This is a genomic window from Microbacterium sp. Y356 (assembly GCF_059445355.1).
The window spans coordinates 84,828-104,370 of sequence record NZ_JCAIUE010000003.1; the positions used below are offsets into that span (position 1 = coordinate 84,828).

17 protein-coding genes are annotated in these 19,543 nt (G+C 64.7%); 11 read left to right on the forward strand and 6 right to left on the reverse strand.

The window, feature by feature from the left end; all coding sequences use genetic code 11:
• Positions 1 to 44: 44 nt before the first annotated feature.
• Genes AC1C2Q_RS16050 through imuA' form a run of 3 tightly spaced genes read right to left on the reverse strand, consistent with a single transcriptional unit; the run spans position 45 to position 6,003 of the window.
• Positions 45 to 3,617: an error-prone DNA polymerase gene (locus AC1C2Q_RS16050; protein ID WP_495450950.1), complete on the reverse strand. Its 3,573-nt coding sequence runs from the start codon at positions 3,615 to 3,617 to the stop codon at positions 45 to 47.
• Complete coding sequence (locus tag AC1C2Q_RS16055) at positions 3,617 to 5,233, reverse strand: DNA polymerase Y family protein (protein WP_495450951.1); 1,617 nt, start codon at positions 5,231 to 5,233, stop codon at positions 3,617 to 3,619. Before AC1C2Q_RS16055 ends, AC1C2Q_RS16050 begins: the two co-directional genes overlap by 1 nt.
• Positions 5,230 to 6,003: a DnaE2-dependent mutagenesis accessory factor ImuA' gene (gene imuA', locus AC1C2Q_RS16060; protein ID WP_495450952.1), complete on the reverse strand. Its 774-nt coding sequence runs from the start codon at positions 6,001 to 6,003 to the stop codon at positions 5,230 to 5,232. Before imuA' ends, AC1C2Q_RS16055 begins: the two co-directional genes overlap by 4 nt.
• Positions 6,004 to 6,096: 93 nt before the next feature.
• On the opposite strand from imuA', the gene AC1C2Q_RS16065 reads away from it, so the two are divergent.
• The 7 genes from AC1C2Q_RS16065 to AC1C2Q_RS16095 all read left to right on the forward strand — a co-directional run bounded on the left by AC1C2Q_RS16065 (position 6,097) and on the right by AC1C2Q_RS16095 (position 10,980).
• Positions 6,097 to 6,387 carry a DUF1905 domain-containing protein gene (locus AC1C2Q_RS16065; RefSeq protein ID WP_495428446.1) on the forward strand — a complete coding sequence of 97 codons (291 nt, stop codon included), beginning with the start codon at positions 6,097 to 6,099 and terminating at the stop codon, positions 6,385 to 6,387.
• 66 nt (positions 6,388 to 6,453) lie between these two features.
• Positions 6,454 to 6,936 (forward strand): prepilin peptidase, encoded by a 483-nt coding sequence (locus tag AC1C2Q_RS16070; protein ID WP_495450953.1) that lies wholly within the window; start codon positions 6,454 to 6,456, stop codon positions 6,934 to 6,936.
• 34 nt (positions 6,937 to 6,970) lie between these two features.
• Positions 6,971 to 7,186: a response regulator gene (locus tag AC1C2Q_RS16075; RefSeq protein ID WP_495428448.1), complete on the forward strand. Its 216-nt coding sequence runs from the start codon at positions 6,971 to 6,973 to the stop codon at positions 7,184 to 7,186.
• Positions 7,176 to 7,838, forward strand: a complete 663-nt coding sequence (locus AC1C2Q_RS16080; protein ID WP_495428449.1) for a CYTH domain-containing protein — start codon at positions 7,176 to 7,178, stop codon at positions 7,836 to 7,838. The genes AC1C2Q_RS16075 and AC1C2Q_RS16080 overlap by 11 nt, the downstream gene beginning before the upstream one ends.
• A 164-nt stretch (positions 7,839 to 8,002) precedes the next feature.
• Entirely contained in the window at positions 8,003 to 9,169 is a 1,167-nt protein-coding gene (locus AC1C2Q_RS16085) for a type III polyketide synthase (protein WP_495450954.1), read from the forward strand.
• Between the two features lie 34 nt (positions 9,170 to 9,203).
• Positions 9,204 to 9,875, forward strand: coding sequence for a methyltransferase domain-containing protein (locus tag AC1C2Q_RS16090; RefSeq protein ID WP_495450955.1), 672 nt, complete (start codon positions 9,204 to 9,206; stop codon positions 9,873 to 9,875).
• Entirely contained in the window at positions 9,862 to 10,980 is a 1,119-nt protein-coding gene (locus tag AC1C2Q_RS16095) for an FAD-dependent oxidoreductase (RefSeq protein ID WP_495450957.1), read from the forward strand. Before AC1C2Q_RS16090 ends, AC1C2Q_RS16095 begins: the two co-directional genes overlap by 14 nt.
• Positions 10,981 to 11,093: 113 nt before the next feature.
• Here the strand turns inward: AC1C2Q_RS16095 and lpdA are convergent, their stop codons facing one another.
• Positions 11,094 to 12,491, reverse strand: a complete 1,398-nt coding sequence (gene lpdA / locus AC1C2Q_RS16100) for a dihydrolipoyl dehydrogenase (protein WP_495450958.1) — start codon at positions 12,489 to 12,491, stop codon at positions 11,094 to 11,096.
• 9 nt (positions 12,492 to 12,500) lie between these two features.
• Positions 12,501 to 13,226, reverse strand: a complete 726-nt coding sequence (locus AC1C2Q_RS16105) for a copper resistance CopC family protein (protein ID WP_495450959.1) — start codon at positions 13,224 to 13,226, stop codon at positions 12,501 to 12,503.
• 58 nt (positions 13,227 to 13,284) lie between these two features.
• On the opposite strand from AC1C2Q_RS16105, the gene AC1C2Q_RS16110 reads away from it, so the two are divergent.
• The 3 genes from AC1C2Q_RS16110 to AC1C2Q_RS16120 all read left to right on the forward strand — a co-directional run bounded on the left by AC1C2Q_RS16110 (position 13,285) and on the right by AC1C2Q_RS16120 (position 15,119).
• A complete protein-coding gene (locus AC1C2Q_RS16110; RefSeq protein ID WP_495428455.1) occupies positions 13,285 to 13,770 on the forward strand; it encodes an FHA domain-containing protein in 486 nt (161 codons plus the stop codon).
• The gene (gene ftsR / locus AC1C2Q_RS16115; RefSeq protein ID WP_495428456.1) at positions 13,770 to 14,459 is read left to right on the forward strand and encodes a transcriptional regulator FtsR; all 690 of its coding nucleotides are present in this window, start codon (positions 13,770 to 13,772) and stop codon (positions 14,457 to 14,459) included. Before AC1C2Q_RS16110 ends, ftsR begins: the two co-directional genes overlap by 1 nt.
• Positions 14,460 to 14,558: 99 nt before the next feature.
• A complete protein-coding gene (locus AC1C2Q_RS16120; protein WP_495428457.1) occupies positions 14,559 to 15,119 on the forward strand; it encodes a MerR family transcriptional regulator in 561 nt (186 codons plus the stop codon).
• Between the two features lie 104 nt (positions 15,120 to 15,223).
• Here AC1C2Q_RS16120 and AC1C2Q_RS16125 read toward each other — a convergent pair whose 3' ends face one another.
• The gene (locus AC1C2Q_RS16125; RefSeq protein ID WP_439285522.1) at positions 15,224 to 16,036 is read right to left on the reverse strand and encodes a ParA family protein; all 813 of its coding nucleotides are present in this window, start codon (positions 16,034 to 16,036) and stop codon (positions 15,224 to 15,226) included.
• Positions 16,037 to 16,129: 93 nt separating this feature from the next.
• Here AC1C2Q_RS16125 and AC1C2Q_RS16130 point away from each other — a divergent pair, with 93 nt between their 5' ends.
• Positions 16,130 to 19,537 carry a pyruvate carboxylase gene (locus tag AC1C2Q_RS16130; RefSeq protein ID WP_495428458.1) on the forward strand — a complete coding sequence of 1,136 codons (3,408 nt, stop codon included), beginning with the start codon at positions 16,130 to 16,132 and terminating at the stop codon, positions 19,535 to 19,537.
• Positions 19,538 to 19,543: the final 6 nt, after the last annotated feature.

Genomic DNA, 19,543 nt, shown 5'->3' on the forward strand with positions numbered 1-19,543 from the left:
CACGCTGCTGGTGGCAGCACGGGCAACGATGCGTGACGTGGACCTCAGCGGAAGTCACGTGATCGATGCTCAATGCCGGTGCGCAGATCCTGGAAGGCGTCCGCGAGCACGTTGATCACACCCTCGGGGGAGCGCTCCAGCATGCCGCGCACGATGAGCGCGGGTGAATCCCTCGCCACTTGGCGGTAGCGACTCCATACCCCGGTCGAACAGATCACGTTGACGAGCCCATGTTCATCTTCGAGGTTGAGGAACGTGACACCGGCTGCCGTCGCCGGACGCTGGCGGTGGGTGACGAGGCCGGCGACCTCGATGCGTCGACCGACCTCGTGCTCGCGCAGCTGCGCCGCGGTGAGCACTCCTCGCTCGTCGAGCACTGTGCGAAAGTGCGCCATCGGATGGTCATCTGTGGATACACCGGTGGAAGAGAGATCGGCGGACAGCTGTTCGTAGCTGGTCTGATCGGCGAACAGTGGCGGTTGCACAGACACGGTGGTGCCAGGAAGATAACGCGCGCGGTCTTCGGCAGCGGCACCTGCGAGCCAGATCGCCTCTCGGCGGGTCAGACCGAGGCAATCAAATGCGCCGGCGGTCGCCAGCGACTCCAACTGTGCGGCCGTGGCATCCGTTCGCCGCACCAGATCAGGCAGGTCGAGGTAGGGGCCGTTCGCTTCCCTTTCGGCGACGATGCGCTCCGCCGTCGGCAGGCCGATGCCGCGGATACCGCTGAGTCCGAGGCGCACAGCGAAGACACCGTCACGACGATGCGCTGCCGACTCGTCCGGCGCGTTCCGATCGAAGCGGGGCGGGGTCGGCTGCTCATACGCGCGACAGGATTCCCGCCCCGTTGGCACCGGTGAATCCGTCAGTGGCTCCATTGGCTCCAGTGGCTCCAGTGGCTCCAGAGACTCCTTGGCAGAGGAGGCGTGCAGGTTGGGGCGTCGGACTTCGACACCGTGCCGCCTGGCATCGGCGGAGAGCGTTGCTGCGGAGTAGAAACCCATGGGCTGTGCGTGCAGGAGCCCAGCGAGGAAGGCCGCGGGGTAGTGCAGTTTCAGCCAGGAACTGGCATAGACCAGCAGCGCGAATGACAGCGAGTGCGACTCGGCGAAGCCGAAGTTCGAAAACGCCTGGATCTGTTCGTAGATGCGATCTGACTGCTCAGGGGAAAGGCCATGGCGCGTCATGCCCGTGTAGAGCTGTCGGCGGATGCTGTCGATCCGCTCCAGCCCACGCTTGGAGCCCATAGCGCGCCTGAGGGTATCTGCCTCATCCGCGGTGCAGTCACCGATCGTCGTCGCCATCTGGATGAGCTGCTCCTGGAAGATGGGGATGCCGAGAGTGCGCTCCAGGACCGGCTTCAGTATCGGATGCGGGTAGGGGAACTCCAGCGTGACAGGAGGCTCACCCCTGATCGCCCGCTGCAGGTTCTCTTCATCGACCCGATCCTTCTCCATCTTGCGTCGCACGAAAGGGTGCACGGCGCCGCCCTGGATGGGACCCGGGCGGATGAGGGCGATCTGGATGGCGAGATCGTAGAAGCATCGCGGCTGCAACCGGGGGAGCAGCCCTATCTGCGCACGGGACTCTACCTGGAACACTCCGATGGAGTCTGCTCGGCAGAGCATGTCATAAACCGCGGGTTCTTCCTTCGGGATCGTCTCCAGAGTCCATCTCTCTCCGGTGGCGGCGGCGATCAGGTCGAAGCAATTCTGCAGGGCTGCGAGCATTCCGAGGCCAAGCAGATCGAACTTCACCAGCCCCATCCAGGCGGCGTCGTCCTTGTCCCACTGGATGACGGTGCGCTTCTCCATACGGGCATGTTCGACCGGCACGACTTCTCCCACAGGGCGCGCGGTGAGCACCATTCCGCCGGAGTGGATGCCGAGGTGCCGTGGGGCTTTCAACATCTCACCGGCGTACTCCAGCACCGTCTCGGGGATGTCGTGCCCGTCCGCGGGCATCAGGTCTGTGCCCCAGCCGTCGACCTGCCGTGACCAGGCATCCTGCTGACCCGGTGAATAACCCAACGCTCGCGCCATGTCGCGGACGGCATTCTTCGGTCGGTACTGGATGACGTTCGCCACCTGGGCGGCACACTCGCGGCCGTACTCGTCATAGACCCACTGGATGATCTCCTCACGTCTGCCGGAGTCGAAATCCACGTCGATGTCTGGCTCTTCCTCCCTGGTGGTGGCGAGGAAGCGCTCGAACGGCAGTCCGTAGAGGATCGGATCCACCGCCGTGATGCCGAGCAGGTAGCAGACGGCGCTCGCCGCAGCAGAGCCTCGACCCTGGCAGAGGATGCCGCGACGCCGCGCCTCGGTGACGATGCCGTGCACGATGAGGAAGTACCCGGGGAAGTCCTTCTCCTCGATCACGGTGAGTTCACGCTCGATCCGCGCTCGCCCTGCATCGTCGAGACAGGGATAGCGGTGGGGAACGGCATCCCACACCAGCGTGCGCAGCCAGCTCATGGGGGTGTGTCCTGCCGGCACCTTTTGCGTCGGCAGATCCGGGCGTGCTCTGCGCAGCGAGAAGGCGGATTCTTCTGCGATGAGCAGCCCGTGGGAGATTGCCCCGGGGTAGCGCCGAAATCGGGCGGTCATCTCCGCACCGCTGCGCAGGTGCGCTGCGCCATGGGAGGGAAGCCATCCGTCCAGATCGTCCATGCTGCGCACTGCGCGCACCGCCGACACCGCTTCGGCGAGCCGGGCGCGAGTCGGCGCCGCATAGTGCACGTTGTTCGTCGCCACCACAGGGAGTCGGTGCGCAGTAGCGAGGTCGGCGAGAGCGTCATTTCGACGTGTGTCCTGTGGATCGCCGTGGTCGAAGAGTTCGACAGCGACATTGTCTCGGCCGAACAGGTCGACCAGCCGACGTAGCGGAGTGGCAGCATCTCCGCCCGCGAGTCCTTGGCGAACGCCGCCCTTGCGGCATCCGGTGAGGATCGTCCACTGCCCGTCCGCGCTCGCCGCGAGGTCATCGAGATCGTAGATCGGCCGTCCTTTCTCACCACCACGCAGCTGTGCCCTGGTGATCGCGCCGGAGAGTTGGTGGTACCCCTGGATGCCACGGGCCAGGACGAGCAGGTGCTCGCCGACGGGATCAGCAACACCGCGCTGCGGAGCGGGGAGTCCCAGCGACAACTCTGCCCCGAAGATGGTCTGCACGGTGGTCGGTGCCTTGGTTGGTGCCTTGGTCTGTGCTTTGGCCCGCGCGTTGTTCTGCGACTCGGCCTTCATCATCAGATCGGCGGTCTCCGCGAATCGTGCGGCACCATAGAAGCCATCGTGATCGGTGATCGCCAGTGCGGTGAGGCCGAGCCGCTGCGCCTCGGCGAGCAGATCCTCCGGAGAGGAGGCACCGTCGAGGAAGGAATACGAGGTGTGTGCGTGCAACTCGGCGTATGGGACGGCATCTTCGGGGGGAACGATCGTCGGTGGTGGCGTCGATGCTCTGCGACGGCTGATCGGTCCAGGGTCCGGTCGAGGCTGCGGTTTTTCCTCATCTGGCGGTGCTTTGCCGTCTGGCGATGCTTTGCCCTCTGGTGCTGCGCGGCCGCTGAGGGTCTGTTCGAGCTCTCTCCAGCTCATGTTCGGGTTATGCCAGCCCATCAGCGATACCTCCCCTCGATCCACCAGGCGCCGTCTTCCCAGAGCACGAGCCAGGCGCGCTGAGACTCATCCACGATCTGGAAGCGTTGGGCCGAGCGGGCGTGATCCGCATCCCACGCCCGCTCTCGCAGCGGCCAGGGGCCGGCCCACCCCTGCACAGCGACCTCTTCGATTTGAGTCGGAGGCGCGGACAACGTGCCACGCTCATCGACGATCGGGGCAGTGCCGTCTGCGGCCGTCACTCGCGCAGGCAGCGGCGGGGCGAAAACCTCTGACGGATGCGGTGGCGGAAGACTCCCCGGCCAGGGCAGCGTCGCATCCCGCTCTGGCGGTGTTCGATCTCCCCACGGCTGGAGCAGTTGGCGCTCTGCGAGTCGGCGACCGCCCGTGAGAACAGGGGTGACGACCCCGCGATGTCCGAGCATCGCTTGAACGCGCGAGACGGCATGGTGCAGCCGCTGCTCCGGCCCCTGTCCGAATAATCCAGGCTGGTGATGTGCACTGTCATCGACACGTGTCGGCGTGATCCGCACCTCGACGATGCCGGCACTGACGTTGCCGGCACCGACGTTGCCGGCACTGACGTTGCCGGCACCGACGTTGCCGGCACTGACGTTGCCTGCACCGACGTTGCCAGCACCGCCGGAGCCTGCGGACGCCCCGGCAGCCATTATTCCCTCCAGCTGCCAGCGCACCCTGTCGACCAGGTCGCTTGCTTCGAAAGAGGTCGGGTGCATCCAGACCCGAGACGAGACGGCTCCGGCATCGTCGGTCAGATCGATCCGCACCTCGGTGCACACCTGTGACAGTGCGGCGAGGCCGGCAGTGACGGTATCTACGGTCTGCCGTACTGCGAATGCCACCTGATCGGCCTGCTCCAGCGGACTCTCGAACACGATCTCGCGTGCGAGTTCAGGCTCGGGAGTCTGCGGGGTCAGCGGGCGGGAATCAGCTCCGGAAGCCAGATCGTGCAGGCGGGTGCCTCTGTCTCCGAGTCGATCATGGACATCTTTCACCTCTAGCGCCGCGAAATCCGCCAGTGTGCGCACGCCGAGATTCGTGAGCAGCCCGGTGACCTCGTCATTACCCAGGACATGAACGGGAAGTGGAGCGAGGAAGCGTCGAGACTCGCCCTGATCCACAACGCACGCTGGGTCGGCGGTACGCGCTGCCTGCTCGGCGGTGAAGAGGCCGTCAGCAATGCCTGCACGCGCGCCGGGGTGACCGTGCGCGGCGAGGGCGTCGATGAGATGCAGGGCGGACTGCTCCTCGCCTCCGTAGTAGCGCGCAGCTCCTCTGGCTCGGAGGGCAGCGAGCCCTGGACGCAGCGGCTGCACGCCAGGCACCAGCTCTTCGAGCAGTCGGAGCACAGGGAGGAACATCCGCTGGTCGCGGAGGGGATCGGCAGGAAGGATACGCAGTGCCGGGGCGCGGGTCTGCGCGAGCCGACGACGCTGACCACGCCGAACCCCCTGCGCGCGGGCGGATGCGGAGCAGGCTATGACGATGTTCGCCTGTATTACGGCGACGGGGTCGTCTGCGGGCGGTGCACCGAGTGCCGCCCGTACCGGCCAGTCCGGCAGCCACAGCACGAGATGACGTGGAGGAGTGCTCATCCTGCCGCCGCCCAACGATCGGAATCCGTATTCGTGACGGATGGTGCAGAGGGGGTAGATAGCAGCAGCGGAGCCACCGGACGCAGGGGAGCGGGCGCTGCATCCACCCGGCCGAGAGAGGTGGGCATCTGCACTCGAACTCGACGTGGGGACTCGTGCCGTCGACCCGAGGCGCTCAATGTCACGGTGCGCTCAGCGAGGAGCCCCCAGCCGGAACCCAGGCCATGCCATTCGGTCTCTTCCACACGGATCGTCGCCTCGCTCTGCGGCCAGGGTGCCGTGACCAGCAGCGTGCAGCCGCGATCACGCAGCCGTGCATTCAATCGGGCGATGTCAGCATCTGAGACCCTGCTGCGTGGATGCACCGCGATGAGTGGAATCACCTCGGAGAGCGCCGTGGCGACGGTCAGCCAGCGAGGGCCTGGGTCGGGTACCAAGATGAGGCGCTCCAACTCGACTCCGAAGCCACTCATCGCCTCGACGCCGATCGTAGGCATGCCGATGATCGCGCACCATGAGCCCTTCTGCGATGGGGCGGCGAGCAACGCGCCCAGCAGGCTCGGTGAAGGCGAGAGGGAGTAGGAGGAGCCGACTCTCAGACCGGGGTCAGGCAGAAGCCCCTCCAAGGCAGGATCGAGAGGGAGGAAGGGCACGTCGCTGCGCCGCCGCTGCATACGAGAGATCTCACTGCGCAGGCGGTGCACCTCCTGCGCGCGGGAGGCGATGCTCTCGCGGGGGAGAGCCGAGGGGGCGGAGAGTGCGGTGCCCATGCATCCATCCTCGAATATATCTACGAATAAATCAAGTAACACAACGATGCTAATTCGCACATCGGACATTCGTTTTCGCGTTACCTTTAATGAATGCAGATCGAGTTCGAGAGCCCTGTCACCCTCTGGGACAAGCGAGTGGAGGCATGGTACTTCGCGACGATGCCGGAGGAACTCTCACTGGAGCTGCGTGAACTGCCTGCACCCCAGCGAGGTTTCGGCTCCCTGCGTGTGCAGGCGAGGATCGGAGCCTCGAGTTGGCGCACCTCGATCTTCTTCTCCGACGGTGCCTTCGTGCTCCCGTTGAAGAAGGCGATCCGTGACGCGCAGGGCATCGAAGAGGGTGACGTGATCACCGTCGACCTCGACATCATCGATCTCTGAGCTATTCAGCGCTGAGTTATCCACAGGGCTCGCACGCGGCATCCGATCTTCTCGTAGCCTTCCGGCATGCCTTCTGTCGCTGTGGTGCGTGATGTCATCGTCGTGCTCGCGCACATCGCGCTCGCCGGAGTCGGCGTCTGGCTGCTCGTGATCGACGCACGAACGCACCGACTGCCGAATCGAATCGTGTTGCCGACTCTCCTCGCTCTGCTCGCGCTGGTTGGCATCGATGCGCTTGTAATGCAGGGCAGTGCTCCATTGATCAGCGCGCTCATCGGGATGCTCATTCTCGGTGGTTTCTACGCCGTGCTGCGCGCCACCAGTCGAGGTGGAATCGGTGGCGGTGATGTCAAGCTCGCCGCTGTCATCGGCCTGATGCTCGGGTGGCATGGCTGGCAGGCGCTCGCCGTCGGGGCGGCCTCCGCCTTCGTGCTCGGAGCGTTCTACGCGCTCGCTCTCATGGCGCTTCGTCGCGCGAATCGCTCTACCAGGATCGCCTTCGGCCCATGGATGATCATCGGCGCGGCGCTCGGTATCGCCGTGGCATAGGACGATGCGGGTCACTGAGCGCTATGGTGTCCACATGGCAATCGCACGGCTCCACGGCGGCCCGCTCGACGGGCAGATTCTTCCGCTCGGCGACGACGTCGACGACAAACTGATCGTCCCCTACAGCGAGACGCAGGTGATTTACAGTCGCCAAGGCGCGCCGCAGAATACCGGCACGTCCGACGGGCCGACCGAGGTGGAATTCTGGTTCGTCGAAGCCAGCGACGATCTCACGCTCAGTGACGACTGAGCCGCCCAGCACCGGTTCGTCCCACACTGGTCCGTCCCACACAGAGCCGTCCAGCACTGTCGAGGTCGAGCGCAAGTATGACGTCGAAGTTCTCACGCCTCTGCCGGTCTGGGGAGCGATCCCCAGTGTTGATGCCGTGACCTCCGGCGAGCTGCGTGAGCTCGACGCGTGCTACTTCGACACCGCAGATGCGGCACTGTCGCGAGCGGGGGTCGCGTTGCGCCGGCGCACCGGAGGACCAGATGAGGGCTGGCATATCAAGGGGCCCCGCGAGGGAGACGGACGTCTTGAGCTCGGCTGGCCCCTGGGCGATGATGAGACGCTGCCGGATGCTGTCGGCACTGTCATCGCACGATGGACGACTGAGCCACTCAAGCCGCTGGCACGCATCCAGAACGACCGGATGGCCTATCTGCTCACCGGGCCGGCCGGCGTCATCGCGGAGTTCGTCGATGACCATGTCCGTGCCACCGATCTTCGAGCAGGAGCAGTGCGCGAGTGGCGTGAATGGGAGATGGAGTTGGGGCCAGCCGCACCCGCAGATGCCGCAGGTCGCGAGGCGTTCTTCATCGCGGTCGAGACAGCGATCTTCACAGCCGGCGGGCGGCACTCGGCATCCGGATCCAAACTCGCCCGCGCTCTCGGCATCTGACGCCGCACCGCGTCGCCGAAATCAGGAGCATCGACCGAGATCAGGACGAATCGGCAGAATTGTCCTGATCTGGGGACATCATCCTGATTTCAGCGGCCCTGCAGGCCGCAGAAAAGGTGCGCAAGCCCCTTCCCTGACGCCCTCTGTCGTGCTTGAGTGACGATATGACCCTGCCGGCCGTGCTCCGATCGCTGCAGACGATCGTTCCTGATACACCGCTCGTGCAGGACGAAGTCCGCGATGTCTTCGCGGCCCAGCCTGAAATTGGGCGGTTGGCGAAGCGGATCGTTTCCGCATCATTCAACGGCTCCGGCATCGACACACGGTACACGGTGCTTGAAGAGCTGTCGTTTACTGCCGAGGTCGAATCGCCGCAGTTCTTCGATCGAGCCACCGGCATACTCCTCGAGCCGGGTACGAAAGCACGCAACGAGGTGTACATGCGTGAAGCGGGCCGGCTTTACGTCGAGGCGGCCAGACGCACTCTGGATGCCGACGCCGACATCACCGCCGCCGACATCACTCACGTCATCACTGTCTCTTGCACAGGCTTCTACGCCCCAGGTCCTGACTACGAGATCGTCCGCGCTCTCGGACTGCGCGACAGCACTCGCCGCTATCACCTGGGGTTCATGGGGTGCTACGCCTCCATGCCTGCGCTTCGGGCGGCGAGCGAGTTCTGCGCCGGAGATCCGGATGCCGTGGTGCTGGTGGTCAGCGTCGAGCTGTGCACGTTGCACCTGCGCTCCTCGGATGATCCAGACATGATCGTCGCCACCTCGCTCTTCGCCGATGGAGCTGCCGCCGGAATCGTCACCGCGCGCACATTCGACTCCGATGTACGCGGCCTCGCGCTCGACCGATTCCACACCGGCATCATCCCCGAGGGGAAGAAAGACATGGCGTGGACGATCGGGGACCACGGTTTCGAGATGGTCTTGTCGACGAAGGTTCCGCAGCTCATCGGGACGCACATCCACGATGCGCTTCGGCCGCTGTACGCCGGAGAGTCTTCGCTCGCTGCCGCATTCGACGATGGCTCGATCAGCGAGCACATCACGCACTGGGCGATCCACCCGGGTGGGCGCAGCATCCTGGATCGTGTGGAGGAGCAACTGGGGCTCGCGGAGCATCAGCTTGTGCCAGCTCGCGAGATTCTGCGGCAGTACGGCAACATGTCCAGCGCGACGGTGTTGTTCGTGTTGCAGAGAATTCTGGAGGAGCAAGACACGCGTGACGGAGACCGCGTCGCTGCGATGGCTTTCGGCCCAGGGCTCACCGCGGAGACAGCGCTCATGACCGTCGTCGCTCCTGGACGCCGTGCGGGGTAACCTCTCGGTTCGCGACGTCACCACGCGCGAGCTGATGGATGATCCGCATGCGGATCTGCGGATGCTGGAGCACACCTACGAACGATTCGCTCTGATCAACGCCGTGGTCTCGCGCTGGCGCGCGGTGTATCGACACGACATCCGGCCACGGGCGAAAGCGCGGTCCATCCGCCTCCTCGACGTCGGCGCCGGAGGTGGAGATGTGTCGCGTGCGATCGCGGCCTGGTCGCGGCGTGATGGACTGACCGTGAGGGTGACGGCGCTGGATGCCGATGACAGGGCGATTGGGTGGGCGAAGACCCGCGGCGGCGGAGTGGAGTATCGCTGTGCGCACACGAGAGAACTGGCCGACGCCGGCGAGGTTTTCGACATCGTGATCTCCAATCATCTGCTGCATCATCTGAGCGATGAGGAGCTGCAGGAGATGCTCGTCGATTCGACCCGACTCGTGCGCAATGAGGGGCTCGTCGTCCACCGTGACATAGAGCGCAGCAGGCTCGCCTACCGGGCATTTTTCGCGGGAACCCTGCCGTTCGCGAAGAACCTGTTCGCAGGTTCCTTCATTCGACCGGATGGGCTCACCAGCATCCGGCGCGCGTATACCGTGGCAGAACTCTCGGCCGTCGCCCCGCGCGGATGGCGGGTGCGCAGAGCGTTCCCGGCCAGGCTCGAGCTGCGATGGGAGGCGGATCGTGCCAGATCATGAGGTCGCGATCGTCGGCGCAGGTCCCGTCGGTCTTCTCCTCGCCTGTCTGCTGGCGCAGACCGGGACTGCGGTCGTTGTGTACGAGCAGCGTGCGGACGCTGATGATCGCTCCCGCGCGATCGGGATCCATCCGCCCGGTCACGCTGCACTGGATGCCGCGGGTCTGGGGTCAGTCGTTCGCCGCGAGGCGCTGAGCCTTGACGGGGGAGAGGTGCTCTGCGGTGGGCAGATACTGGCAGCGCTCGCCTTCACGGCGCGGCAGCGCGTGTTGATCCTCCCGCAACACCGCACTCATGAGCTTCTTCGCGAGCGTCTCGCCCACCTGCGGCCGGGAGCACTGCAGCTCGGCCACACCGTTCTCGGTCTTCGAGACGACGGCGACCACGTGAGGCTGAGCCTCGACAGGAACGGCACGCCCCATGAGGCCACCGCGTCGATCGTCGTTGCAGCAGACGGCGTGGGCAGCGGGATTCGCGGACTGCTCGGAATTGAATGGTGTGAACGGCCAGGCAGCGGATCCTACGTGATGGCGGATATCGCCGACGATCAGCTCAGCCCGCGAGTGCAGTTGCGCTGCGAGCCGAGCGGACTGGTCGAGTCCTTTCCGCTCCCGCAGGGGCGCAGGCGATGGGTCGCAGCGGATCCGCAGGGCCGGATGCGGAATGCGACCGCCTTCGCCGAAGCAATCGCTGAGCGCACCGGCATCCGTCTTGATATGTCGGATGCCTCTTCACCGACTCCCTTCCGAGCGCAGCAGCATCGTGCGGCGAGGCTCGCCGTCGGCAGGACGGTACTCGTCGGCGATGCCGCGCACGAGACCAGCCCGATCGGCGGGCAGGGGATGAACCTCGGCTGGGTGGGAGCCCGGATTCTGGCATCAGCCATCGAGTTGGCGCTGCGGGACGGCACGGCTGATTTCAGCGACTACGAGCGCAGGACGCGGCGTTCTGCGGCGCGCGCGCAGCGCCGTGCATCCTTCTACATGGCGATGGGAAAGCCAGCGGCCGGGCTTACGTTGAACGCGCGCAACGCCCTGATCCGAACGCTCGGTACGGCGCCTATGCGCCGGCGCGCTGCTGATCTGATCACAATGCGGGGCATCTGACGCGCACCGCGTCGCCGAAATCAGGAGCTCCGCCCGAGTTCAGGAGGAATCTGCAGAATTGTCCTGTCCTCGGGGGATCGTCCTGATTTCGGGCGCGGCTGGATGCTGATGGATCAGAAGTTGATCATGTGTCCTGCGAGGCCGTGGAAGCCCTCCTGGAGTGCCTCCGACAGCGTCGGGTGCGTGTGCACGTTGCGGGCCAGCTCTAGAGCTGTGAGGTCCCACTTCTGGGCCAGCGTCAGCTCGGGCAGCAGCTCGGAGACATCGGGGCCGATCATGTGGGCGCCGATGAGCTCGAGGTGCTCGGCATCCGCGATCAGCTTGACGAAGCCGACCGGCTCGCCGAGGCCATGCGCCTTGCCGTTGGCCATGAACGGGAACGACACGACCTTGATGTCGCGTCCCTCATCCTTGGCCTGCTGCTCGGTGAGGCCGAACGACGCGATTTGCGGCGAGCAGAACACCGCACGCGGCATCATCCGGTAGTCGCCCAGCGTCTGCGTTTCTGCGCCACCGATGGTCTCGGCTGCGACGACGGCCTGTGCCTCCGCGACGTGAGCGAGCTGCAGCTTGGCAGTGACGTCGCCGATCGCGTAGATGCCGTCGACGTTCGTCTTCATGTAGTCGTCGATGTCAATGGCGCCGCGCTCGGTGAGCTTCACGCCGGTCTTGTCGAGACCGAAGCCCTCGACGTTCGGGGCGAACCCGACCGACATGAGCACCTTGGCGGCGTCGATCGATGCCTGGTTGCCGTCCTTGCCGGTGTAGGTGACCGTGACGGAAGAACCGTTGTCGACGATCGTCTCGACCTTGGTGGAGGTGAGGATGTCGACACCGTAGTTCTTGTACTGCTTGGTGATCTCCTTCGACACATCGGCATCCTCATTAGGAAGCGCGCGATCGAGGAACTCGATGATGGTGACCTTCACGCCGTAGTTCGTGAGAACGTAGGCAAACTCCATGCCGATGGCGCCGGCGCCGACGATGACGATCGACTCGGGGAGCTCGCGGGTGAGGATCTGCTCTTCGAAGGTGACGACGTTCTCGCTGAGCTGCACGCCAGGCAGCAGGCGCACCTTGGAGCCGGTGGCGATGATCACGTTGTCGAACGTGACCTCTTCGGTCGTGCCATCAGCCTTCGCAACCGAGATCGCCTTCGGGCCGGTGAAGGTTCCGCGACCGTCGTACTCGGTCACCTTGTTCTTCTTCATCAAGAAGTGGATGCCCTTGACGCGGCCGTTCGCGACGTCGCGGCTGCGGTCGAACGCCTTGCCGAAGTCGATAGTGAACTCACCTGAGATGCCGAAGAACTCGGCCTTGTGATTCAGGGTGTGCGCGAGCTCGGCATTCTTCAGAAGAGCCTTGGAGGGGATGCAGCCTACGTTCAGGCAGATTCCACCCCAATACTTCTCTTCGATGATTGCTGTGCTCAGACCAAGCTGTGCACTGCGGACTGCGGCGACGTAGCCGCCAGGGCCCGCACCGAGGATGACGACATCGTAATGTGGCATGGTTCCAGCCTATCGCTCTGTGGGGGTGTCGGAATCGGAGTCTGCGGGCTTGCGTCGCGCACGCGCGACCAGCCAGGCGATGAATCCAGCGATGACGAGGATGACGGCGGCGATGCCTGCCCAGATCCATCCGTTGGCGGAGTTCGCGTCGACGGTGTCGGGGGCCGCGGTGACTTCGCCAGTGGGATTCGTGGACGCGTCGTCGGTGGGATTCATCGTCGCCTCGGCGCTCGGCGCGGCCGATGGCTCGGCCGAAGGTTCCGTTGTGGGCTCTGCCGTCTCGGTAAGTGTGCTCGTCGTCACGGTGAAGGCGAACTCTTCGCTTGTCGGATGGCCGTCGCTGGAAAGCACCTTCCAGAGCACGGTGTATTCGCCTGCCATGGCCTCAGCGACGAGAGGCTGAATCACCATCGCTCCGTCTACGGTCGGCTCGCCATCGGTGACAGATTCTCCTTCGGCATTCAGCACCTCGATTGCGGTGGTGCCTTCTCCGCTGATTAGCGCCGCGCTGAATGTCAACGTCAATTCGGCGGGAAGCGTCTCTACCGTCGAATCGGCCGCAGGGGTGGAATCGACAAGGGCGTCATGCGCTGCAGCAGGCTGTGGCCACGCGAACAGCACGACGAATGTCGCGAGCAGCGTTGCAGCCAGCGCGACTGGGGCAAAAGAGCGTCGAAGTTGAAGTGTGTGCACATCTCCACCATAGGAAAAGTCGATATGCGGTGGCTGAGTCATCCAGACACTCCCGGCAGCGGCATCCGATCAGTTAGTCTGGGTGGTGAGGAGGGCCAACGTGACAGATTACGAAAGCCGATCAGCACAGAACGCGGCGATTCACCGCGACGGCGAGCAGCGGCACGACGCCACACAGACGTTCGGGCACGAGTCCGATCTGTCGTTTGTGCCATTCGGAGCCGATCTCACCGACGTAGAGCAGTCGGCGATCGCCGCGCTCCCGTCTGGCTCTGCGCTCCTGCTGGTTCGTTCCGGCGCGCTCGCTGGTGCACGTTACCTGCTAGACACCGACGTCACCACGATCGGCCGGCATCCAGAGGCTGACATCTTCTTCGACGATGTCACCGTCTCGCGTCGGCACGCCGAGATCACCCGGTCTGCTGGCACGTTCGAGATCATCGATCAGCGCTCGCTCAACGGCACCTACGTCAATGGGGAACGCGTCGATCGCAGTGCCCTGGCGAACGGCTACGAGCTGCGCGTCGGCAAGTTCCGCCTGAACTTCTTCGCCTCACCCGCAGATCTTGCGGCGGCGAATAACTGATGGCGGCACTTCACGCCCGCGATCGCTCAGCGTCCGCGGGTCTTCTGAGTATCGGTCAGGTGCTCGCGAGGCTCACTCCGGAATTTCCCGATCTCACCTCCAGCAAGCTGCGTTTCCTCGAGGTTCAGGGCATTGTCAGCCCCTCGCGCACTGACTCCGGCTACCGCAAGTTTTCGCAGGCGGACATTGACCGTCTGCGGCTCGGGCTCACTCTGCAGCGCGATCACTATCTTCCGCTGAGCGTCATCCGCGAGCAGCTCGACGAGGCCGAGGCAGGCGGCGAGGCAACGTCAACGCTCACCCCTCCGCCGTCGATCGCGCCCGTGCCGCGTCGCTACCGCCGCGATGAGCTGCTGTCGGCTGCCGGCGCCGGTCCGCAGATCCTGAACGACGCCATCAGCACGGGCATCATCGTTGCGGCTGAGACATATCCGGAATCGACCGTCACGCTGCTGCGCGGCCTTGTCGCGCTCGACCGCCACGGGATCGAGCCGCGACACCTGCGCACCCTGCGCCAGAGTGCGGAGCGGGAGGTGTCGCTGATCGAATCGGCGATGTCATCACTCCTTCGCCGAACGGATGCCACATCCCGCGGCAAAGCGCGCGAAATGGCTCCGGAGCTGGCGACCAAAATCGATGAAGTGCGCTCGCTCTTCGTCAAAGAAGCACTCACGCGAGTGCTTTCGTAACGAACAGGTTGCGACACACCTTCGCCCACGGGCGGATGTCATTGCCCGCGCCGGGGCACTGCTCTAGCGTGGAGATAACCGTTCCAGAGAGGATTTCAAATGAATGCGGATGAGCTTGAAGGCGACCCGCGGTTCGTGCCCGAAGTTCTCTTCACGGACGGTCTGCCGGCCATGGATGACGAAGTCGGCTACCGCGGTGCGGTAGCTGCTCGTGCGGCTGGCATTACCTACCGTCAGTTGGACTACTGGGCACGCACCGAACTGGTCGTTCCTACCGTGCGCGGCGCCAGCGGCTCTGGTTCGCAGCGTATGTACGGCTTCCGTGACATCCTCGTGCTCAAGCTCGTCAAGCGATTGCTCGACACCGGGATCTCGCTGCAGCAGATTCGCATCGCCGTCGAGCAGCTTCGCGCCGCAGGCATCCGCGATCTCGCTGGCACCACGCTCATGAGCGATGGTGCATCCGTCTACCTGTGCACGTCGAACGATGAGGTCATCGATCTCGTCAGCCGCGGCCAGGGTGTGTTTGGTATCGCCGTCGGCAAGGTCCTTCGCGAGGTTGAATCGACTCTCGTCGAGTTCGACCCGGCTGCTGTTACTCTGCCGGCTTCCGACCAGGTTGACGAGCTCACCGCACGTCGCGCCAAGCGCAGCGCCTGAGCTAAGACACAGCGCCTGACCTAAGACACAGCGCCTGACCTAAGACACTAAAACGCGCCCGGCGAGATGCTGGGCGCGTTTTTCGTATGCAGTGAGCGTGGGGATCAGGCCTGCGGGCCCGATTCCGGAACCGGAACGCGGCCGGTGCGGACGATGCGGTCCAACAGCAGGTCGAAGTCGGCTGCGAGCTCCTGAGCGGAGTCGCCGGGCCAGATGTGCAGCGGCTTCGCCGCACCCTGCGCCTGCTGCAGTGACGTGCGCTCCGGCAGCTGGGGCGAGAGTACGAGCGGGCCGAACATATCGCGCAGTTCCTTGATGCGGAACTGGTGCTCGATCGACTGTGGCCGCACGCGGTTCACGACGATGCCGAGCGGCTGAAGGCGGGGAGAGAGACCACGACGGATCTCTTCAATGGCGCGGAGCGCTCGGTCGGCCGCTGCCACGGAGAACAGACCGGGCTCAGTGACAACCATCACGCGGTCGCTCGCGGCCCAGGCAGTGCGGGTGAGCGCATTCAGCGAGGGAGCGCAGTCAACGAGGACGAGGTCGTAGTCGCTTTCGACGGAGGCCAGGGCCTCTTCCAGCTTCCACACGTCGCGCACGCTTGGGTGCGGTCCATCGAAGTTGATGGCGGACGGGCTGCCGATGAGCACATCGATCGTGCCAGGGTGCACCTTCGCCCAGCCGCTGGAGGTGATCGCCTGCCGGACGACCTTTTCCTTCGGGTTCGCCAGAACATCGGCGATGTTGAGTCTGCCGGCGACCTGGATATCCATTCCGGTAGACACATCGGACTGCGGATCGAGGTCGACGACGAGGGTCCGGACGCCTCGGGCGAAGGCCGCTGAGGCCAACCCGAGAGTCACGGTCGTCTTGCCGACGCCTCCCTTGAGAGAGCTGACGCTGAGTACGTGCACAATGACCACGTTACCTTCCCCTAGGCTGAGACGACACTCAGCCCCGCCCCGTGTGCGACGAATATGCCGCACGTCGAGCCATCAGAGGTGTGCATGTTCCAGAAGATTCTTGTGGCCAACCGTGGCGAGATCGCCATCCGTGCTTTCCGAGCAGCCTTCGAAGTGGGAGCGCGCACTGTCGCGGTCTTCCCTTATGAGGACCGCGGTTCCCAGCACAGGCTGAAGGCTGATGAGGCCTACGGGATCGGAGAGCGCGGGCATCCAGTGCGCGCCTATCTCGATGTCGACGAGATCATCCGCGTTGCCCTCGAATCGGGTGCTGACGCGATCTACCCCGGCTACGGATTCCTCTCTGAGAACCCCGAGCTCGCCGAGAAGGCAGCCGCGAACGGCATCGTCTTCATCGGGCCGCCCTCGAAGGTGCTCGAGATGGCGGGCAACAAGGTCGAGGCGAAACGCCACGCGATCGAGGCTGGTGTTCCCGTACTCCGCTCCACAGAAGCATCCTCCGATGTGGATGAGCTCGTTGCGCAGGCCGATGGGATCGGATTCCCGCTGTTCGCTAAGGCCGTGGCAGGTGGTGGCGGCCGCGGCATGCGCCGCGTTGCGAGCATGGGCGAGCTCGCACCAGCGCTTGCCGAGGCGATGCGCGAGGCAGAGAGCGCCTTCGGTGACGCGCGGATGTTCCTGGAGCAGGCGGTTCTGCGGCCTCGTCACATCGAAGTGCAGATCGTCGCCGACAAGACTGGTGAGACCGTGCATCTGTTCGAGCGTGACTGCTCGGTGCAGCGCCGCCACCAGAAGGTTGTCGAGATCGCTCCGGCACCGAACCTGGATGACAGCATCCGCACATCCCTGCATGCCTACGCCATCGCTTTCGCGCGCTCGATCGGCTACGAGAACGCCGGCACCGTCGAGTTCCTGCTGGAGACGGCGGGGGAGCGCACCGGTGAGGTCGTCTTCATCGAGATGAACCCGCGTATCCAGGTCGAGCACACCGTCACCGAGGAAGTCACCGACGTCGATCTCGTGCAGACGCAGATGCGCATCGCGGCAGGTGCCACACTTGCTGAACTCGGCCTACAGCAGGGCGACATTCATCTGCGTGGCGCGGCACTGCAATGCCGCATCACCACTGAAGACCCCACGCAAGGTTTCCGCCCAGACACGGGCAAGATCACGACCTACCGCTCTCCCGGCGGTGCAGGCATCCGTCTCGATGGCGGCACAGTGCATCAGGGCGCGCAGATCAGCCCGCACTTCGACTCGATGCTCTCCAAGCTCACCTGTCGCGGTCGTGACTTTGAAGCCGCCGTCGGACGCGCCCGTCGCGCGCTGGCGGAGTTCCGTATCCGTGGAGTTTCCACGAACATCCCGTTCCTGCAGGCACTGCTCGCTGATGACGCATTCGTCGCCGGCGACGTCAGCACGTCGTTCATCGACGAGCGCCCTGACCTGCTCCAGGGCCGCGTCTCGAAGGACCGCGGCACCAAAGTGCTGAACTGGCTCGTCGATGTCACCGTCAACAAGCCCAACGGTGCGCACCCCGGCGCGGCAGACCCGGTGTCGAAGCTACCGAAAGTCGACCTCACCACGGAGCCGGTGCCCGGTTCACGCCAGCGTCTTCTGGAGCTTGGCCCGGAGGGATTCGCGCAGAGTCTGCGTGCACAGACCGCCCTGGCGATCACAGACACGACATTCCGCGATGCCCACCAGTCGTTGCTCGCCACTCGCGTGCGCACCAAAGACCTCGTCGCCGCGGCGCCGTATCTCGCCCGTCTCACACCTGAGCTGCTCTCGGTCGAAGCCTGGGGAGGCGCGACCTACGATGTCGCTCTCCGTTTCCTGAGCGAGGACCCGTGGGAACGTCTGGACAAGCTGCGCACCGCGCTGCCGAACATCAACATCCAGATGCTGCTGCGCGGCCGCAACACCGTCGGCTACACGCCCTACCCGACGGCCGTGACCGAAGCATTCGTGGCCGAGGCATCCGCCAGCGGCGTTGACATCTTCCGCATCTTTGACGCTCTCAACGACGTCTCCCAGATGCGCCCGGCCATCGACGCGGTGCGCGCCACCGGCACGTCGATCGCCGAGGTGGCTCTTTGCTACACAGGTGATCTACTGAACCCTGCCGAGGACCTGTACACGCTCGACTATTACCTCGGCCTTGCCGAGCAGATCGTGGATGCCGGGGCGCATATCCTCGCCATCAAGGACATGGCGGGGCTCCTGCGCCCTGCCGCGGCTGCGAAGCTCGTCACCGCGCTGCGTGAGCGCTTTGACCTGCCAGTGCACCTGCACACCCACGACACCCCTGGTGGGCAGCTCGCGACCCTGCTGGCAGCGAGCAATGCCGGCGTTGACGCGGTGGATGCGGCATCCGCTCCGCTGTCAGGCACCACCAGCCAGCCGTCGCTCTCATCGCTTGTGGCCTCCCTCGCCCATACTGACCGCGACAGCGGCATCGACCTGGATGGCGTCTCAGATCTCGAGCCCTACTGGGAGGCCGTTCGCAACCTGTACGCGCCGTTCGAATCGGGGCTGCCCGGACCCACCGGACGCGTCTATCACCACGAGATCCCCGGTGGTCAGCTGTCGAACCTGCGACAACAGGCCAAGGCGCTGGGACTTGCGGATGACTTCGAGCTCATCGAGGACATGTATGCCGCAGCCGATCGGATTCTCGGGCGTGTGCCGAAGGTGACGCCTTCGTCGAAGGTGGTCGGCGACCTTGCCTTGCACCTTGCGGCCGTGCGCGCTGATCCTGCAGACTTCGAGGCCAACCCCGAGAAGTACGATGTGCCGGACTCCGTCGTCAGGTTCATGGCTGGCGAGTTGGGTGATCTGCCAGGTGGCTGGCCCGAGCCCTTCCGCACCAAGGTTCTCGCAGGCCGCGAGGTGCGTCTTGGCGAGACGGAGATCTCGGCAGAAGACGAGAAGGCGCTGGCCGGTACCAGCCAGGAGCGTCGCGAGCGTCTGAACACATTGCTTTTCCCGGCTCCGACGCGCGAATTCGCCCAGCAGCGCGAACTGTTCGGCGACCTGTCAGTGCTCGACACCAGCGACTACCTGTACGGGCTCGTGCAGGGTCAGGAACACCTGGTGGAAATCGACCGTGGTGTGCAGCTCTACGTCGGCCTTGAGGCGATCGGCGAGGCAGATGATCGCGGAATGCGCACCGTCATGACCACGCTGAACGGTCAGCTGCGCCCAGTGTTCGTAAGGGATCGCTCAGTTGCCGTCGATGCACACGAGGTCGAGAAGGCAGACACGTCCAAACCCGGTCAGGTGGCAGCGCCGTTCTCCGGTGTGGTCTCGCTGAAGGTCGAGGTCGGAGCCTCCGTTCGCGCAGGCGAACCGGTCGCATCCATCGAGGCGATGAAGATGGAAGCGGCCATCACCGCACCCGTCGACGGCGTGATTGAGCGGCTCGCAATTGGCGCCACCCAACAGGTTGACGCAGGTGACCTTTTGGTTGTAATCAGTCCAGCCAAGTAATCTTGT

Coding starts and splice junctions, on each gene's coding strand:
- AC1C2Q_RS16050 (WP_495450950.1), bottom strand. CDS start 3,617: ATGGGCTGGCATAACCCGAACATGAGCTGGAGAGAGCTCGAACAGACC.
- AC1C2Q_RS16055 (WP_495450951.1), bottom strand. CDS start 5,233: ATGAGCACTCCTCCACGTCATCTCGTGCTGTGGCTGCCGGACTGGCCG.
- imuA' (WP_495450952.1), bottom strand. CDS start 6,003: ATGGGCACCGCACTCTCCGCCCCCTCGGCTCTCCCCCGCGAGAGCATC.
- AC1C2Q_RS16065 (WP_495428446.1), top strand. CDS start 6,097: ATGCAGATCGAGTTCGAGAGCCCTGTCACCCTCTGGGACAAGCGAGTG.
- AC1C2Q_RS16070 (WP_495450953.1), top strand. CDS start 6,454: ATGCCTTCTGTCGCTGTGGTGCGTGATGTCATCGTCGTGCTCGCGCAC.
- AC1C2Q_RS16075 (WP_495428448.1), top strand. CDS start 6,971: ATGGCAATCGCACGGCTCCACGGCGGCCCGCTCGACGGGCAGATTCTT.
- AC1C2Q_RS16085 (WP_495450954.1), top strand. CDS start 8,003: ATGACCCTGCCGGCCGTGCTCCGATCGCTGCAGACGATCGTTCCTGAT.
- AC1C2Q_RS16090 (WP_495450955.1), top strand. CDS start 9,204: ATGGATGATCCGCATGCGGATCTGCGGATGCTGGAGCACACCTACGAA.
- lpdA (WP_495450958.1), bottom strand. CDS start 12,491: ATGCCACATTACGATGTCGTCATCCTCGGTGCGGGCCCTGGCGGCTAC.
- AC1C2Q_RS16105 (WP_495450959.1), bottom strand. CDS start 13,226: ATGACTCAGCCACCGCATATCGACTTTTCCTATGGTGGAGATGTGCAC.
- ftsR (WP_495428456.1), top strand. CDS start 13,770: ATGGCGGCACTTCACGCCCGCGATCGCTCAGCGTCCGCGGGTCTTCTG.
- AC1C2Q_RS16120 (WP_495428457.1), top strand. CDS start 14,559: ATGAATGCGGATGAGCTTGAAGGCGACCCGCGGTTCGTGCCCGAAGTT.
- AC1C2Q_RS16130 (WP_495428458.1), top strand. CDS start 16,130: ATGTTCCAGAAGATTCTTGTGGCCAACCGTGGCGAGATCGCCATCCGT.